Annotated in this window: 14 protein-coding genes and 1 tRNA gene; 9 read left to right on the top strand and 6 right to left on the bottom strand. The window is 71.2% G+C overall.

The annotated features are described in order from the left end of the window. Positions 1-97: 97 nt before the first annotated feature. The gene (locus ACFZBT_RS38745; protein ID WP_391114554.1) at positions 98-973 is read right to left on the bottom strand and encodes a TerD family protein; all 876 of its coding nucleotides are present in this window, start codon (positions 971-973) and stop codon (positions 98-100) included. Positions 974-1,200: 227 nt separating this feature from the next. Here ACFZBT_RS38745 and ACFZBT_RS38740 point away from each other — a divergent pair, with 227 nt between their 5' ends. The 3 genes from ACFZBT_RS38740 to ACFZBT_RS38730 are packed head-to-tail and all read left to right on the top strand — an operon-like array spanning position 1,201 to position 5,767. Continuing rightward, a complete protein-coding gene (locus tag ACFZBT_RS38740; protein ID WP_391114552.1) occupies positions 1,201-2,367 on the top strand; it encodes an HpcH/HpaI aldolase/citrate lyase family protein in 1,167 nt (388 codons plus the stop codon). Between the two features lie 2 nt (positions 2,368-2,369). After that, on the top strand, positions 2,370-4,958 hold the full coding sequence (locus ACFZBT_RS38735) for a phosphoribosyltransferase domain-containing protein (RefSeq protein ID WP_391114549.1): 2,589 nt from the start codon (positions 2,370-2,372) through the stop codon (positions 4,956-4,958). Then, positions 4,958-5,767 (top strand): HAD family hydrolase, encoded by an 810-nt coding sequence (locus tag ACFZBT_RS38730; protein WP_391114546.1) that lies wholly within the window; start codon positions 4,958-4,960, stop codon positions 5,765-5,767. Before ACFZBT_RS38735 ends, ACFZBT_RS38730 begins: the two co-directional genes overlap by 1 nt. Here the strand turns inward: ACFZBT_RS38730 and ACFZBT_RS38725 are convergent. Continuing rightward, entirely contained in the window at positions 5,688-6,476 is a 789-nt protein-coding gene (locus ACFZBT_RS38725; RefSeq protein ID WP_391114542.1) for a VTT domain-containing protein, read from the bottom strand. The two genes, ACFZBT_RS38730 and ACFZBT_RS38725, sit on opposite strands and share 80 nt — an antisense overlap. Before the next feature lie 68 nt (positions 6,477-6,544). After that, positions 6,545-6,763 (bottom strand): FmdB family zinc ribbon protein, encoded by a 219-nt coding sequence (locus tag ACFZBT_RS38720; RefSeq protein WP_391114539.1) that lies wholly within the window; start codon positions 6,761-6,763, stop codon positions 6,545-6,547. Positions 6,764-7,016: 253 nt separating this feature from the next. Here ACFZBT_RS38720 and ACFZBT_RS38715 point away from each other — a divergent pair, with 253 nt between their 5' ends. From ACFZBT_RS38715 to ACFZBT_RS38705, 3 genes are all read left to right on the top strand, one after another. Beyond that, entirely contained in the window at positions 7,017-9,164 is a 2,148-nt protein-coding gene (locus tag ACFZBT_RS38715; RefSeq protein WP_391114561.1) for a transglycosylase domain-containing protein, read from the top strand. Between the two features lie 53 nt (positions 9,165-9,217). Next, complete coding sequence (locus tag ACFZBT_RS38710) at positions 9,218-10,498, top strand: hypothetical protein (protein WP_391114536.1); 1,281 nt, start codon at positions 9,218-9,220, stop codon at positions 10,496-10,498. A gap of 91 nt (positions 10,499-10,589) precedes the next feature. Beyond that, positions 10,590-11,759, top strand: coding sequence for an amidase domain-containing protein (locus ACFZBT_RS38705; protein WP_391114533.1), 1,170 nt, complete (start codon positions 10,590-10,592; stop codon positions 11,757-11,759). Positions 11,760-11,777: 18 nt separating this feature from the next. Here the strand turns inward: ACFZBT_RS38705 and ACFZBT_RS38700 are convergent, their stop codons facing one another. Together ACFZBT_RS38700 and ACFZBT_RS38695 are read right to left on the bottom strand one after the other, a co-directional pair. Beyond that, complete coding sequence (locus ACFZBT_RS38700; RefSeq protein ID WP_391114531.1) at positions 11,778-13,157, bottom strand: hypothetical protein; 1,380 nt, start codon at positions 13,155-13,157, stop codon at positions 11,778-11,780. 74 nt (positions 13,158-13,231) lie between these two features. After that, positions 13,232-14,029, bottom strand: coding sequence for a DUF4097 family beta strand repeat-containing protein (locus tag ACFZBT_RS38695; protein WP_391114528.1), 798 nt, complete (start codon positions 14,027-14,029; stop codon positions 13,232-13,234). Between the two features lie 201 nt (positions 14,030-14,230). Between ACFZBT_RS38695 and ACFZBT_RS38690 the strand changes: the two genes are divergently transcribed. Further along, positions 14,231-14,302: transfer RNA gene (locus ACFZBT_RS38690), tRNA-Val, on the top strand. Between the two features lie 68 nt (positions 14,303-14,370). Here the strand turns inward: ACFZBT_RS38690 and ACFZBT_RS38685 are convergent. After that, entirely contained in the window at positions 14,371-14,931 is a 561-nt protein-coding gene (locus ACFZBT_RS38685) for a hypothetical protein (RefSeq protein ID WP_391114525.1), read from the bottom strand. Between the two features lie 122 nt (positions 14,932-15,053). Here ACFZBT_RS38685 and ACFZBT_RS38680 point away from each other — a divergent pair, with 122 nt between their 5' ends. Continuing rightward, positions 15,054-15,497, top strand: a complete 444-nt coding sequence (locus ACFZBT_RS38680; protein WP_391114522.1) for a DUF6153 family protein — start codon at positions 15,054-15,056, stop codon at positions 15,495-15,497. A gap of 110 nt (positions 15,498-15,607) precedes the next feature. Beyond that, positions 15,608-16,225 carry a DUF305 domain-containing protein gene (locus ACFZBT_RS38675; RefSeq protein ID WP_391114520.1) on the top strand — a complete coding sequence of 206 codons (618 nt, stop codon included), beginning with the start codon at positions 15,608-15,610 and terminating at the stop codon, positions 16,223-16,225. Positions 16,226-16,229: the final 4 nt, after the last annotated feature.

Genomic DNA, 16,229 nt, shown 5'->3' with positions numbered 1-16,229 from the left:
CGAGCGAAGCCGAGCGTGGGGGAGTCGGCGACCGACGAGAACGCGGCAGATGTGCGTGCCAGGCCCCGCGTCTGCGGCGTGATCCAAACGACAGGGCCTAGCGTCCGATGAACTGCGGGCCCTGCGGAGGCAGGCGGAAGTCCGGGTCGGGGGCCGCGGTGACCGGCGGCGGATAGCCGTAGCCGGTCTGCGCCCCCGTGACGCCCGCCGCGGCCGGTGCCTGGGGGTAGCCGTAGGAGGGCCGGCTCGCGGGCTGCGGGTAGCCGTAGGCCGGCTGGGTCGTCGCGGGCTGCTCGGGCGGATAGCCGTACGCGGGCTGCGCGGGGACGACGGTCGGCTGCTCCGGAGGCAGCGGCCTCGACACCTCGGGAGCGGGCTGCTGTGTGGTCGCGGCCGTGGTGGGCAGGGCCGTCGTCTCCTGCGCGGCCTCCGACTCGTCCACCGAGATGCCGTAGTCGGTCGCGAGCCCCTGCAGCCCGTTCGAATAGCCCTCGCCGAGCGCACGGAACTTCCAACCCTCGCCGCGCCGGTACAGCTCGCCGCAGATCAGTGCGGTCTCCTCGCCGGTCTCCGGCTTGACGTCGAAGTACGCCAGCGCTTCCGACTCGGTGCCCGCCGCGTCGTACAGCAGAATGCGCAGCGCCTGTACGCGGTCGAACGGGATGCCGTCCGCCGAAGCGACCAGCAGAATCCGGCTGACTCCCGACTCGACACCGGTCAGCTCTGTCTGGATCGTGTCGGTCAGGCCCTCGGCGGCCCGCTTCTTGCCGAGGCGCCACACCTTCCCCGAGGGGTGCCGGGGCTGGTTGTAGAAGACGAAGTCCTCGTCGGAGCGCACACGACCGTCGGGGCCGAGGAGCAGCGCGGAGGCATCGACGTCCGGAACCCCCTGTCCGGGTGTCCAGCGCAGCACGGCGCGCACCGTGGTGGCTTCCAGCGGGACGTTCGACCCCTTCAGCATCGCGTGCGTCATGCGGTCATCCTGCCCTCTCGGTCCTGCTCACGACAACGCGGGGCCGGGCGCCACGAGCGGCGCCGACGGCCGTCGCGGACTACCGTCGTCATGGCCGGGCCTGGCTGTGCTTGCCCGCGTTACCTGAAATTCATGCCTGATGGGAACCTCTGACATGGACTTCTACGTACTATTACCGGCCACCTTTCGACGATTCGCAGGCCGCACGACAACCACGGGGGAGTTCCATGCGTCATTTCGGGCACATCGCCCCTGAGGTCCGGAAGCGTCTCTTCCACCGCGAGCCGTGTGTCTTCACGCCGGAATCCCCGGCCCGGCTGCTCGCGGCGGCCCTGGGCGCCACGCTCTACAGTCCGGCCACCCGGCCCCGCCTCGCCGACGACGTCCTCAAACAGGCCGGGCGCGGTGTCGTCTCGATGGTGCTGTGCCTGGAGGACTCCATCGACGACGCGGACGTCGGCCCGGGCGAGGAGAACCTCGTCCGCCAGTTCAGGACCCTCGACGCCCTCCCGGACGCGGACCTGCCCCTGCTGTTCATCCGGGTCCGCGTCCCCGAGCAGATCCCCGACCTGGTACGACGGCTCGGCACCTCCGCCCGGCTGCTGTCCGGATTCGTACTGCCGAAGTTCACCGAGGAACGCGGCATCCCCTTCCTGGAGGCGATGGCGACCGCCGAGGCCGAAAGCGGCCGTCGCCTTTTCGCCATGCCGGTGCTGGAGTCGCCGGAGCTGCTCTACCGCGAGTCCCGAGTGGAGACCCTTGAGGGCATCTCCCGCGCCGTCGACAAGTACCGCGACCGCGTGCTCGCCCTGCGCCTCGGCGTGACGGACTTCTGTTCCTCCTACGGGCTGCGCAGAGGCCCCGACATGACGGCGTACGACGTGCAGATCGTCGCCTCCGTGATCGCCGACGTGGTGAACATGCTGGGCCGCGCCGACGGGACCGGCTTCACCGTGACCGGGCCGGTGTGGGAGTACTTCCGGGTCCAGGAGCGCATGTTCAAGCCGCTGCTGCGGCAGAGCCCCTTCCTTGAGGTGCAGGCCGCGGAACTGCGCGAGAAGCTGATCGAGCACGCCATGGACGGCCTGCTGCGGGAGATCTCCCTGGACCAGGCCAACGGACTGCTGGGCAAGACCTGCATCCACCCCTCCCACGTGCTCCCGGTGCACGCCCTGTCGGTCGTCAGCCACGAGGAGTTCTCGGACGCCCAGGACATCCTGCACCCCGAGCGGGGCGGCGGGGGTGTGCTTCGATCGTCGTACACGAACAAGATGAACGAGGTGAAACCGCACCGGGCCTGGGCCGAGCGGACCCTGCTGCGTGCCGAGGTTTTCGGCGTGGCGAACGAGGACATCGGCTTCGTGGAGCTGCTGGCGGCGGGCCTGCCCGGCTGAAGATGGAGAAGGCGGAGAAGGCTGTGAACGAGGGGGAGCACCAGGTGCGCGACGAGGCCGACGGCGTCTGGTCCGGCAGCTGGGTCGCGGAGCGGCTCGGCGTCGAGCTGGTCGGCGAGGACCGGCTGACCGACCTGCTGGGGCTGGCGCTGCGGCGCAACCCCAAGCGGGCCCATCTGCTGGTGTCGAACGTGCTGGGCAAGCACGTGCCGCAGTCGCCGTCCGTCGTCCACGGCCACGGCGTCGAGCTCGGCCGCCGGGTGCGGGAGCTGCTGGGCGACGAGGAGGCGGCCCGGGCGGTCGTCCTCGGCTACGCGGAGACCGCGACCGGCCTCGGCCACTCCGTCGCCGACGGGCTCGCCCTCGCGCCCTACCTGCACTCCACCCGCCGCCCCGTCGCCGGCGTCATGGCGGCCGGCGGCTTCGAGGAGGCCCACTCGCACGCGACCTCGCATCTGCTCCTGCCGGAGGATCCCGCGCTGCTGTCCGGGGACGGGCCGCTGGTCCTGGTCGACGACGAGTTCTCCACGGGGAACACGGTGCTGAACACCGTGCGGGATCTTCATGGGCGGTATCCGCGGCGAAGGTATGTCGTGGTGGCGCTGGTGGACATGCGGTCGGCGGTGGACGCCGGGCGGCTGGAGGCGTTCGCGCGGGAGATCGGGGCGCGGGTGGATTTGGTGGCCGCGGCTTCGGGGACTGTGCGGTTGCCCGAGGGGGTGCTGGAGAAGGGGCAAGAACTGGTGGCGCGGTACGAGGCCGAGACCGCGTCGGCGGGTGCGGCGCCGTCGTGGCCGGTCGCGCGGTTCCCCGCGCCCCCAAACAACGGCGTCGCCGTCGAAGCCGACCAGGAGGCCACCCCCCTAGGGGCGCGGGGAACTGCGCGAACAACCCCCACCGGCCCGGAGCCGGACGACAACCGCATAGACCTGCACTGGCCCGCCAACCTGCCGGACGGCGCCCGGCACGGGTTCACCCCAGCCCATCGGGAGCGTCTGGGGGCCGCCCTGCCCGGCATGGCGGCCCGCATAGCCGACGCGCTGCCCGTCGACGCCCGCCGCGTGCACATCCTCGGCTTCGAAGAGCTGATGTACGCCCCGCTGAGGCTCGCCTGCGAGCTGGAACGTGTGACGGACATCGAGGTCCGTTACTCCACCACCACCCGCTCACCCGTCCTGGCCGTCGACGATCCCGGCTACGCGATACGCACCCGCCTCGCCTTCCCCGCCCACGACGACCCCGCCGACGGCCCGGGCGAGCGGTACGCCTACAACGTCGCGGGCGCCGGATTCGACGCCGTCGTCGTGGTGGTCGACTCGGCCGGGGACACCCCCGCGCTGCACGCGCCCGACGGACTGCTGGCCCGGCTCGCCGCGCACACGCCGCGGGTCCTGCTCGCCGTCATACCGTCGTACGCCCCCGAAAGGCCCTCCATGCTGCCTGAGCCCCTGCGCGGCCCCGCGTTCTCCTCGTACGCGCCCGAGGAGGTCGGCTGGCTGCTCCGGGACCTCTCGGACGTGACGCTGGAGGCGCCCACCGAGGAGCGCGAGGAGGCCATCCAGAGCGGCGGCGCCCACTACGCGGAGTCGCTGCCCGTGGAGTACCAGCCGAGCGAGCGGTACCAGGAGCTGTTCCACGCCGCGCTGGACGACTCGGCGGCCCGTATCGCCCAGGCGGCCGGCGTGGTCACGGAGACGGTCCTCGCCGAGCGCGGTCCGCGCCCCGTCCTGGTCTCCCTGGCCCGCGCGGGCACCCCCGTCGGCATCCTCATGCGCCGCTGGGCCCGACACCGGCACGGCCTCGACCTGCCGCACTACGCCGTCTCGATCGTCCGGGGGCGCGGCATCGACGCCAACGCGCTGCGCTGGCTCGCCGCGCACCACGACCCGCGGGACGTCGTCTTCGTCGACGGCTGGACCGGCAAGGGCGCCATCACCCGGGAACTGGCCCAGGCGCTGGAGGAGTTCGAGAAGTCCGACGGCGTCACCGGCTTCAGCCCCGAGATCGCGGTCCTCGCCGACCCGGGCTCCTGCGTACGGACCTACGGCACCCGCGAGGACTTCCTGATCCCCTCCGCCTGCCTCAACTCCACCGTCTCCGGCCTGATCTCGCGGACCGTGCTGCGGGCGGACATGGTCGGCCCGCACGACTTCCACGGCGCGAAGTTCTACCGCGAACTCGCCGGCACCGACGTCTCGGTGGCCTTCCTGGACGCCGTGTCGGCCCGCTTCCCGGAGGTCGAGGACGGGGCCTGCGCCCAGGCCAAGGAACTGCTCGCCGCTGACCGCTCGCCCACCTGGGAGGGCTGGGCCGCCGTCGAGCGCATCTGTGAGGAGTACGGCATCCACGACGTGAACCTCGTCAAGCCCGGCGTCGGCGAGACCACCCGGGTGCTGCTGCGCCGCGTGCCCTGGAAGATCCTGGCCCGTGCCGGAGCGGGCAGCGACCTCGACCATGTACGCCTGCTGGCCGAGCAGCGCGGCGTGCCCGTCGAGGAGGTCGACGGACTGCCGTACACCTGCGTCGGGTTGATCCACCCCAAGTACACCCGGGGCGCGACCGGCGCCGACGGCAAGGCGGTGTCGGCCTGATGCGCGCACTCGTCGCCAGCGACCTCGATCGCACCCTGATCTACTCGGCCGCCGCCCTGGCGCTGACCATGCCGGACGCCCGGGCGCCCCGGCTGCTGTGCGTGGAGGTGCACGAGAGCAAGCCGTTGTCGTACATGACGGAGACGGCGGCCCGGCTTCTCACCGACCTCGGCGACGCGGCCGTGTTCGTGCCGACGACGACCCGGACGCGCAAGCAGTACCAGCGCATCAACCTGCCGGGTCCCGAGCCCACGTACGCGATCTGCGCGAACGGCGGCCACCTCCTGGTGGACGGGGTCTCCGACCCCGACTGGCACGCCCGGGTGACCGCACGGCTGGCCGAGCAGTGCGCGCCCCTGGCCGAGGTGCGGGAGCACCTGCTGAGGGCCGCCGACCCGGTCTGGGTGCGCAAGCACCGCGTCGCCGACGACCTCTTCGCCTACCTGGTCGTCGAGCGGGAACTGCTCGACGAGGACTGGGTGAAGGAACTCGCGGTGTGGGCCGAGAACCGCGGCTGGACCGTGTCCCTGCAGGGCCGCAAGATCTACGCGGTGCCCAAGCCGCTCACCAAGAGCGCGGCGCTGCGTGAGGTCGCCCGGCGGACCGGGGCCGAGCTCACCCTCGCCGCAGGGGACTCACTGCTCGACGCGGACCTGCTCCTCGCGGCGGACCAGGGGTGGCGGCCCGGGCACGGGGAGCTGGCCGACACCGGCTTCACGGCGCCGTCGGTCAGGGTGCTTCCCGACCGGGGCGTCCTTGCCGGGGAGCGGATCCTGCGGGAGTTTCTGGAGGCAGTACGGGGCGCATGAGGACTCGGGTGTCCTGGTCGTGGTGCGGGTGCGGCGCCGTCGTGGCCGTTCGCGCAGTTCCCCGCGCCCCTTGAGGGCGTGTTCCCTTGGGGCGTCGTAGGAGCCGTGCTCCGGCGAAGACCACCACCGCCAGCGCCGCCCCGGCGATGACCACCTTCGAGTAGGCGGAGGCGATGTCCGAGATCTGGTGCCAGTTCGCGCCGAGGGTGTAGCCCGCGAGGACGAACACCGTGTTCCAGATCGCGCTGCCCAGCGTGGTCAGCCCCAGGAACACCGGCAGCCGCATGCGCTCGACACCCGCCGGTACGGAGATCAGGCTGCGGAAGATCGGGATCATCCGGCCGAAGAACACGGCCTTCGTGCCGTGCCGCAGGAACCACGCCTCGGTCCGCTCGATGTCCGAGATCTTCACCAGTGGCAGCCGGCCCGCCATCGCCACCGTCCGGTCGCGGCCGAGCAGCGCACCGATCCCGTACAGCGCGAGCGCGCCGACCACCGAGCCGGCCGTCGTCCAGAGCAGGACGGCGAGCAGGCTCATCCGCCCGCTGCTCGCGGCGAACCCGGCGAGGGGCAGGACCACCTCACTGGGCAGGGGCGGGAACAGGTTCTCCAAAGCGATGGCGAGACCGGCACCCGGTGCGCCCAGCGCGTCCATGAGATCGTTGACCCACTGCGGTCCGGCATCCGGGGCGGCGGCGATGGCTGTCATGCCGACCACGTTAGAAAACCGGACCTGAAGGCTTCCTGAGGAAGCTCGCGTCCCGGACGCCGCCGGGGTCAGCCGCAGCAGCCGCCTCCACAGCAGCCGCCGCCACCGCCACCGCCCGCGCGAGGTGCCGGGGCGGAGGCCGAGCCGGCCACCGCGACCGTGGAGAGGAGCTTCACCGTGTCGTCGTGACCCGACGGGCACGCCGCGGGAGCGGCGGACTCCGCCATGGGACGGCTCAGTTCGAAGGTGTCGCCGCAGGTCCGGCAGCGGTACTCGTAGCGAGGCATGGGGACAGATTAGTCCGCGATGGCGGAAGGGCCGCTCTTCAGGACTCCGTTCGACCATTTCTGGCGCACCACTGTGGAGAAGCTGTAAAGGCCACTGGTAACTTTCGATCGTCGCGAAAAGCCGTGAGGCCAGGGGGGAACGCGGGGCGCACTGCGGTTGACCGCGGTGGCCATGCCCTTCCGCGCGAGCACCACAGTGAGCGGGGAGGGAGACGCAGCCGTGACCAAGGCTGGGTGGGAGCCGGAAGAGACCATGCAGTTGAAGGCTCCCGCTTCTCTGGATCCGAAACATCCGGAATATCGGGAACATTCGGGACATGTGGACGAGGCCGCGCGCTCGCGTGCGGTCCCGGGCAGCAGGGGACCCGGCGGGCCGCGCAGCCGGCGCAGGGCCCCCCGGCCTGCCCCCCTGTCCCGTCTCAACGCGGCAGTGGGCCCCCTGCTGAACCCGCTCCTCCGCCTCCGGCCCCGCTATCCGCACGCCGACCGCACCGGCTGGCGTCGCTGGGCGCCCTCCTGGCGGCAGTGGCTCGGTGTCGTGCTGACCTTCACCGGCCTGACCGCCGGGTTCCTGGGTGTCGCCTACGCCGCCACCGACATCCCGGAGAACCTCAACTCGTACGCCACCCAGCAGGACAACGTCTACTACTGGTCCGACGGGACACCCATGGCCCGCACCGGCTGGGTGCGGCGGCAGGAGATGCCGCTGAAGGACATACCCGAGGACGTCCGGGACGCGGTACTGGCCGCGGAGAACGCGAGCTTCTACAGCGACCCCGGCATCTCCGTCAGCGGCTTGACCCGCGCCCTGTGGCGCACGGTGGGCCAGGGAGACACCCAGGGCGGCTCCACCATCACCCAGCAGTACGTCAAGAACGTCTACCTCAACCAGGACCGCTCGGTCGGCCGCAAGTTCACCGAGGCCATGATCGCCCTCAAGCTCGACAACCAGATGAGCAAGGACGACATCCTGGAGGGCTACCTCAACACCAGCTGGTTCGGCCGAGGCACCTACGGCATGCAGCGCGCCTCCCAGGCCTACTACGCCAAGGACGTCGGTGAACTGGACGTCAGCGAGGCCGCCTTCCTCGCATCCCTCCTCAAGGGCGCGGGACTCTACGACCCGGCGCTGAGCAAGGCCAACCACGACCGGGCGGTGGAGCGCTGGTCGTGGATCCTCGACCGCATGGTCGACCTCGGCACGCTGTCGGAGTCCGAGCGGGCCCGCTACAAGGAGTTCCCCGATCCGCTGAAGCGGTCCCCCGGGTTCGACACCGGCAAGCAGAGCGACTACCTGGTAGAGCTGGCCGCGCGGTACGCGAGGAAGGCCGGGCGCCTCTCGGCCAAGGAGTTCGACCTCGGCGGCTACCAGATCTACACGACCTTCGACCGCAAGCAGGAGACCGCGCTCACCGACGCCGTGGCCAAGGCCCGCAAGAAGGCGCGGAAGACCGACGCGGCCAAGGCGAAGGCCCTGCACTTCGGCGCCGCCTCGGTGGCCACCGACGGGCGGATCCTCGCCGTCCACGGCGGCCCGGACCACCGCACGCAGGGCTACAACGAGTCGAACGCGACCACCGTGCCCGCCGGTTCGGCCTTCCTGCCGTTCGTCTACGCCTCCGCCCTGGAGAACGGAGTGCGCAAGACCCGCGACGGGGCCACGACCGAGGTCACCCCGCAGACGCTGTACGACGGGGACGACGGCATCGCCGTCACGACACCCGAGGGCCCCTACTGGGATCGCGGCGGCAAGAAGGTCACCTCCCGCAACGACGGCGGGAAGTCCTACGGGCAGATCGGCCTGGGCCGGGCGCTCGCCCTGTCGGTGAACACCCCGTTCATGCAGCTCGGCATGGACACCGGCCTGGACCGGGTGCGGGAGACCGCCCAGCGGGCCGGCCTGCTCTCCTCCAGCTTCGGCCGGCAAGTGCCCGCGATGTCCCTGGGCAGCGCCACGCCCAGCGCGATCCGCATGGCGAGCGGTTACGCCACGTTCGCCGCCGCCGGCACGCACGTAGAGCCGTATTCGGTGGCCCGGATCACCCGCAACGGCTCCAAGGTCACGCTGGCGAAGCCCGCCTCACGGCGTGCGGTGCGGGCGGGGGTGGCCGAGGCGGTCCAGTCCGCCCTCGAGGACGCCTTCCGCACCGCACACCCCGGGGCGGGCTCCGCTTCCACGGTGGCCGGGAAGGCCTCCGCCGTGGCCGGGAAGGCCGGCACCGTGCAGAACGACACCGCGGCCTGGTACGTCGGCACGGCCGACTCCGTGTCCACGGCCGTCGTGGCCTATCGCATCGACCTCACCAAGAGCCTCGAACCACTGCCGCTGGACGGGATCGCGGGCTCCTTGGGTGACAGCGTCCCGTACCGCATCTGGTCCGGTGCCCGGGGCATCGGCTGACGCCCGTGCCCCCGCATCGCACCTCCACCCCGCCTCGCAGAATGAGCCCGCGCATGAAGTCACCCTCCGGCCGCCGCCGCCGACCCCGCGCAGCCCGCCGCGCCGCACCCCCCGGGATACTGACCCTGGCGGCCCTCCTCGTCGTCGCCTCCCTGGTCGCGGGCTATCTGGCCCTCACCGGCTCCGACAGCACCACCCCGACCGCCTCCTCCGGAGCCCGTGGTGAGGGAGCCAAGGCGAAGCCGGATCAGGAACCCCCGTGGGACGGCAGGACGAAGGTCCTCGGGGACGGCTCCACCTCCTACACCGGCCCGCAGAAGGGGCAGTTGAAGCCGGTGCCGCTCAAGCCGGGCGAGAAGCCTCCCCAGTTCGTGGTCTTCTCCTGGGACGGCGCGCTGCAGGGCGACGACGGGCTCTTCTCGCACTACCGGGAGCTGGCCGCGGAGTACGACGCGCACATGACCTTCTTCCTCACGGGCATCTACCTGGTGCCCAAGAGCAAGAAGGACCTCTACTCCCCGCCCCAGCACTCGAAGGGCTCGGCGGCGATCAGCTTCGCCACCGACGAGCACATCCGCACCACGCTGGAGCAGCTCGGCAAGGCGTGGCAGGGCGGGAACGAGATCGGCACCCACTTCAACGGCCACTTCTGCGGCGAGAAGGGCGGCGGCGACTGGAGCGTCGCGGAGTGGCGGAGCGAGATCGACCAGTTCTACTCGTTCGTCGAGAAGTGGAAGACCAACACCGGCTTCAAGGACGTGGACCCGCTGCCGTTCGACATCAGGAAGGAGGTCACCGGCGGCCGCGCGCCCTGCCTGGAGGGCCAGAAGAACCTGCTGGAGGCCGCGGAAAACTACAAGTGGCGCTACGACGCCAGCTCCGCGGGCGACTTCCAGATATGGCCCCGCAAGAAGAACGGCATCTGGGACTTCCCCCTGCAGATGCTTCCGTACGAGGGCGGCAAGTACCAGGGCCTCTCGATGGACTTCAACTTCCTCTACAACCAGTCCGAGGGCGAGACCGAGGGCGACCCGGCGAAGTATCCCGAGTGGGAACAGGAGACCGTCGCGTCCTACATGTCCGGCTTCAGCCGCGTGTACTACGGCAGCCGGGCCCCGCTGTTCATCGGCAACCACTTCGAGGACTGGAACGGCGGTATCTACATGCGGGCCGTCGACGAGGTCATCAAGGGCGTGTGCACCAAGAAGGACGTCAAGTGTGTGTCCTTCAGGGAGCTGGCCGACTGGCTCGACGCGCAGAAGCCCGAGACGCTGCAGCAGCTGCGCGGCCTGGACCCGGCGCAGTCGCCCGACTGGTCGACCGTCGTGAAATAGCGAGGGCAACCCCCTTCACAACAGCCACACAATTCATGCAAAGATCTCCTACCCCGGCAATCCTGGCCGGGGCAAGAGGGGAAACACACCAGTGAATTCAAGGAAGCTGAACGGGACGCGACGCCGCGTAACGATAATCGGGGCGGCAGCGACCTCGGTCGTCGCCGGAGTCGCCCTGCTGCCCAACTGGAGCGCCGGCGCGACGGTCCTCGACGACCCGACGGTGGACGCGCGGACCAAGGCCACCTTCCAGCGGCTGGCGGACGCGGTCTTCACCGACCGCACCAACGCCCTGGTCGACGGCGGACGGGCCGACCGGGACAAGCAGTTGACCGACGGCTTCTCCGGCGCCGTCACCTTGTCCTCCGGCGCCGCCCGCACCGAGGACGCCACCCTGTCCGCGCTGAAGCAGCGCAAGGAGAGGCTGGCGCGGGCCGGTGAGACGTACCGCGAAGCCGGCACCACCGTCACCCTGGACGCCACACGGGTGACGGGCCGTACGGCCAAGGCGGCGGTCACGGAGACCACGACCCTGACCTACGCCGGGGCCCGCGGCGACGCGCCGAGGACCACCGGTTTCCAGTCCCGGCACGAGCTGACCTTCAAGGCCGACCGGCGCGGAGACTGGCGGCTCACCGGCATCCGCGACACCGACCAGGGCGCTCTCGCGGTGAACACACTCTCCAAGCCGGCCCCCGTCAAGGCGACCGCCGCCGAGGACACCATGCCGAACGCCCCGCGCGCGGCGACCACCCGCAACCCGGCCGCGGCCCCGAAGACCGGCACGACGTACGACTACAAGGCCATGGCGGCCTACGCCGAGAAGCACTGGAACGTCTACAACAAGGACTACCCGGACTTCAGCGGCCGCGGCGCCGGCGGCGACTGCACCAACTTCGTCAGCCAGTCCCTGAAGGCGGGCGGCTGGAAGCACGCCCCCGGCTACGTGTACGACTACACCAAGTGGTTCGGCAACGCCGAGATCCAGTCGCACTCGTTCGTCGGCGTCAACGAGTGGTCCTGGTTCGCCCAGAACTCCAAGCGGACCAAGCCGCTCGCCAACGTCTACCAGCTCGAGGTCGGTGACGTCCTCCAGATGGACTTCGACCGGGACGGGTCCAAGGACCACACGATGATCGTCACGTCCAAGAGCCGCGGCGTGCCCTACCTGACCTACCACTCCACCAACACGCTCCGCAGGTCGGTGGCGAGCCTCGTCGCGTCGGACCCGAACGCGTACTACTACGCCTACCGCACCTGAGCCCGGCCGGGGCCGGGCTCAGTGTCCGGCCCCTCGCTCCTCGCGGATCCCGTCCACCACCCGGGCCACCGTCCGCCGGATGCCTTCCGTCTCCGTGAGGAAGTGCCAGTAGTCGGGGTGCCGGCCCTCCAGCCCCGCGACCGCACGATCCAGACGGGACACGGCGTCGTCCAGGGGGCGGGCGTGCTGCGGGTCGGGGGTGTTGCGGCCGGCCATGGCGAGGCGCTGGGCGTCGCGGATGGCGAAGCGGGTGCGCTCGATCTCCCGCTGGGGGTCCTTCTGTACCGCGTTCAGCCGGTGCAGGCGGTCGCCTGCCGCCGAGACGGCCTCGTCGGTGCTGTTCAGCAGCGCCCGTACGGTCGACAGCAGGGCCGTCGCGTCGGCCCAGCGCTGCTCGGCACGGGCGGTCCGGGCCTCGGCCAGCTTGGTCTCGGCCCGGCGGACGTGCTCGGCGGCGTCGTCGGGGACGCGCTGGAGGTCCTGCCAGCAGGCCGCGGTGAAGCGGCGGCGCAGTTCGCTCAGGATCGGTTCCACCTGCTCGGAGCGGGTGGTGAGGGCGTGGGCGCGGGTGCGCAGGGAGACCAGCCGGTGGTCGATCTCGGCGGCGCGGTCCGGCAGCCGCTCGGCCTCCACCCGGATCGCCTCGGCCTCGCGGGTGACCCGCTCGGCCCGCTCCAGGGTCTCCGGCACGCCGTGCCGGCCGGCGCCCTGGTTCAGCTTGGTCAGCTCCGGGGAGAGGGCGGCCAGCCGGGCGGCGAGGTCGTCCGCCCTCAGGTTCGACGCTCGTACGGAGTCGAGCGCGTTGGAGGCGCCCAGCAGGGCCTGGCGGGCGCGCTCGACGGCGGGGGCGAGGCGGGCGAGCTGGGTCTCGGCCTTGCCGAGCAGGGGGCCGAGGCCGTCGGCGAACCGGTCCAGCTCCTGCTTGACCCGGCCCAGTTCCTCCTTGGCCGCGGTCAGCTCGGCGCGGGCACGGGAGGCGGTCGAGGCCTCCAGGTCGTCGCGGTCGAGGTCGTGGGCGTCGACGGCGCTGATGTACCGGTGGCTGACCTCGTCGATACGGCTGCCCAGGGCACCGAAATCGGCGACGGCGCGCCGGGCGGCGGGGGAGTCGTCGACCGCGGTGATCGTCTCTATCGAGATGCGCAGATCGCGCTGGGCGGTGTCCAGCTCGTAGAAGGCGGCGGCCGCGGCGTCCTTCGCGGCCTGGGCCTCGGCCCGCTGGTTCTCGGCACGGCCGCCGAACCACCGCCGGGTGCCCCCGCCCGCGAAGGCGGCGGGCAGCGCCAGCGCGGCCACCAGCGGCAGCGCCATCAGGGTGAGCGCGTCCCGCAGCGGACGGCGCGGTCCGGGCGCGCGCGGCACCGACGGCGAATCCGGCTGCCCTGGTGTCGCCGTCACATCCCTCTCCCGTGCTGTGGTCCGCCCTGCCCGGTGTCATTCTCCCACCGGTTAAGGACGAACACACGGGCCGGTCAGTTCGCTGATCGGACCGTCACTTTGCCGTCGCCGGTCCGGGCGGACACCACATGAGCGCTGCTCTCGTCGCGGGGCACCGACACGTCCACACCGCCGTCGCCGGTCTCGGTGGTCACGCGGTAGGCCGCCTCGGGCAGCGCGATGGTCACGGAACCGTCGCCGCTGCGGGACTCCACACGGTCCGGTACGACGCCGAGCTCCAGGCTGGCCGAGCCGTCGCCGGTGTGGGTGCGCACGTCGCGGGAGGAGACGTCCGCCCGGATGGATCCGTCGCCGGTGCGCAGCTCCAGGGGCGCGGTGGTGTCGGTGACGCGGACGGAGCCGTCGCCCGTACGAATGCTCAGGGGGTCCCGGAAGCCCCGGGCGCGCACGCCGCCGTCGCCTTCCCGGACCTGCACGGAGACGCCCCGGGGCACCTCGATACGGTGCTTGGCCGCGCAGTCGGCGACGACGCCGGAGCACTTCAGCCGCAGCACCAGCCGGTCGTCCCGCATCGACCAGGTGACCTCGGGCTCCTTGCCGACGACGACCGAGCCCTGGAACCACCGGGTGACCTCGATCCTGCCCGCCGGATTCCGGTCCGCGGCGACGATCTCGAGCGCGGAGTCGTCGGAGTCGACGGTCAGGGTGCGGCCCTGCAGCTCGAAGGACCGCTGCTCGGGCTCGGTGTCGTCCCCGGCGGACGCCCCACAGGCGCTGAGCCCGGCGACGAGAACGACCACGGCACCGGCGACGGCGATCACGCGGGCGGCGGCGGTGCGGGTGGTGCCGGTGGTGCGGATGGTGCGGGCCATGGCGATCTCCCCCTGGACGGACGACGAGCGCTCCCTGAGCGCTCTACGACCGTATGGACCCGGGGCCGGCCGGAGGATCCGGGCCACTCCCGGATCCTCAGGGGGGATAACCCCCGGACCGCCCCACGGAAAGAGGATTGCCGGTCCGCCCCCCGGGCAATGTAGGCTGTCGACTCGTCCTGGGCACCTGGCCCGGGAGCCGGGTGCGTAGCTCAGGGGTAGAGCGCCTGCCTTACAAGCAGGATGTCGGCGGTTCGAAACCGTCCGCGCCCACCGGATCAGTCAGCGGGCCAGAGATCTTCCGGAGAGATTCCCGGAAGACCTCTTCGTGTGATCAGGGATCAGTAGTTCGCGTTGGCGAGCAGTTCGCCGTCCTTGTCGTAGACCGTCACGAGGCCGTTCTCGGACTCGTAGCAGGACGTGAACGCGGAGGCGATGAGCTTGCCCTCGCCCTGGTGGGGGCCCATGATGCCGCCGGTGTAGTCGGTGAAGATTTCTGCCGAGTCGAGGATGTCGTTGCGCTTGTCCGCGCCGGTCACCTTCGTGACGTGCTCGACCGCGGCCTTCTCGGTGTCCGTGCCGTTCTTGGCGACGCAGCTCCGGAACTGCTCGGCCTGGGTCTTCTTGTCGGCCGGTTCGGCCCTGCCCTGCCCCTTCCCGTCGGTCCCGGGCTTTCCGGCGGCGGCGACGGCCCTGTCCTTGTTCGAGGTGTCCTTGCTCTCGCTGCTTCCGCCGCCCGTGGCGACGGTGACGATGACGAAGAGGGCGATGATGCCCGCGCATCCGAGGCCCGCGATCTTGCCGGCGCCGCGTTTTTTCGGCTGCTGGGGCGCTGGGGCGCCGTAGCCCGGCTGCTGGGGCGGATAGGGCTGGTTGGGCTGCTGCGGGTACTGCTGGCTCATGGTTTCCCCTCGGGGTCATTCGTGTCGTGCGAGTACATGACCTGTGCGAGGGGCGGTGCGGTTGTAGGCGGCTGAACGAGTTCGCCCGATCGGGGCATGAGCAGTCGTACACCTTCTCTACGATGGGGTGCGTGAACGGCCCCCTCCCTCGCGCCTCGCGCCCCGTCGTCCGGCGGTGGCGCATGTGGTGTGTGCTGGGGCTGTTGGCGGGGTTGCTGGGGATGCACGGGCTGGCGCCCGGGGGTGGTGTCCCGCAAAGGACGCATGGGCCGGGGATGCAAGGGCCGGGGACGCACGCTCGGCAGACGCACTCGCCTCACAGCCACGCGGCCCGGACCCACTCCGAGGGTATGGCGTACGGGCACTGTGGCGGCGGGGCTGTTCAGCACGCCGACGCGACCTGTGCTTCGGGTGCCTTGAGTGGTGGGCCGATGCTGTCCCCGCTTGTTCCCGACCCGGTCTCCCGGGGCGTGGAGGGCGGCCATCCACGGGTGTTGGCGGTCGCGGAGGCGGATGGTGCGCGTGCTCCGCCTTCTCTCGCCGAGCTTCAGCTTCTGCGGATCTAGACACCGCGCACGCATCGCGCCGGGGGCGGACGCCCTTGCCGGTGTGGTGCGTCGTCGTGTCCGGAATCCCCTTTTCCTCCTCGCAGAAGCAGGAGTTCACGTTGAACAGCATGAACAGCACGAGCAGCGCGTACAACGTCCGTAGCCTCACGCGCCGATCCGTCCTCGTCATTGCGGCCGGTGCCGGCGCGTTCCTCCTCGCCGCGTGCGGCGGCGACGGTGACGGCGGCGACAGCCGCGCCGCCGCCCACAACGCCCAGGACGTCTCCTTCGCGCAGGGCATGATCCCGCACCACCGGCAGGCCCTGGAGATGGCGCGGTTGGCCGACGGCCGGGCCGCCTCCGGTGCGGTCGAGGACCTGGCGGCGCGGGTCGAGAAGGCCCAGGACCCGGAGATCAGGACCATGACCGGGTGGCTGGAGCGGTGGGGTGAGGACGTCCCCGGGCCGGCGGACGGCATGGATCATTCCGCCGCGGGTCACTCCGGCATGCCCGGGATGATGGGCGGCGCGGACATGGCCGAGCTGGAGAAGTCCGAGGGCAAGGCGTTCGACACGAAGTTCCTGGCCCTGATGGTCGAGCACCACGAGGGTGCCGTGAAGATGGCCGCCGTGGAGAGGAACAAGGGCCGTTACGGGCCTGCCAAGGCCATGGCCGAGGACATCGTCGCCGCGCAGAAGGCCGAGATCGGCGAGATGAACAAGCTCCTGGGCAGGAGTCGCGGCTGACAAC

The sequence above is a fragment of the Streptomyces sp. NPDC008137 genome (genome assembly GCF_042957035.1).
Classification (GTDB): domain Bacteria; phylum Actinomycetota; class Actinomycetes; order Streptomycetales; family Streptomycetaceae; genus Streptomyces.
This window is presented reverse-complemented; position numbering and strand designations above follow the sequence as displayed.

Excerpts from the sequence above, each read along its gene's own strand:
- ACFZBT_RS38685 (WP_391114525.1), bottom strand. The coding sequence starts at position 14,931 with ATGAGCCAGCAGTACCCGCAGCAGCCCAACCAGCCCTATCCGCCCCAG.
- ACFZBT_RS38715 (WP_391114561.1), top strand. The coding sequence starts at position 7,017 with ATGCAGTTGAAGGCTCCCGCTTCTCTGGATCCGAAACATCCGGAATAT.
- ACFZBT_RS38710 (WP_391114536.1), top strand. The coding sequence starts at position 9,218 with ATGAAGTCACCCTCCGGCCGCCGCCGCCGACCCCGCGCAGCCCGCCGC.
- ACFZBT_RS38695 (WP_391114528.1), bottom strand. The coding sequence starts at position 14,029 with ATGGCCCGCACCATCCGCACCACCGGCACCACCCGCACCGCCGCCGCC.
- ACFZBT_RS38680 (WP_391114522.1), top strand. The coding sequence starts at position 15,054 with ATGGGGTGCGTGAACGGCCCCCTCCCTCGCGCCTCGCGCCCCGTCGTC.
- ACFZBT_RS38745 (WP_391114554.1), bottom strand. The coding sequence starts at position 973 with ATGACGCACGCGATGCTGAAGGGGTCGAACGTCCCGCTGGAAGCCACC.
- ACFZBT_RS38735 (WP_391114549.1), top strand. The coding sequence starts at position 2,370 with ATGGAGAAGGCGGAGAAGGCTGTGAACGAGGGGGAGCACCAGGTGCGC.
- ACFZBT_RS38675 (WP_391114520.1), top strand. The coding sequence starts at position 15,608 with ATGAACAGCACGAGCAGCGCGTACAACGTCCGTAGCCTCACGCGCCGA.
- ACFZBT_RS38725 (WP_391114542.1), bottom strand. The coding sequence starts at position 6,476 with ATGACAGCCATCGCCGCCGCCCCGGATGCCGGACCGCAGTGGGTCAAC.
- ACFZBT_RS38730 (WP_391114546.1), top strand. The coding sequence starts at position 4,958 with ATGCGCGCACTCGTCGCCAGCGACCTCGATCGCACCCTGATCTACTCG.
- ACFZBT_RS38740 (WP_391114552.1), top strand. The coding sequence starts at position 1,201 with ATGCGTCATTTCGGGCACATCGCCCCTGAGGTCCGGAAGCGTCTCTTC.
- ACFZBT_RS38720 (WP_391114539.1), bottom strand. The coding sequence starts at position 6,763 with ATGCCTCGCTACGAGTACCGCTGCCGGACCTGCGGCGACACCTTCGAA.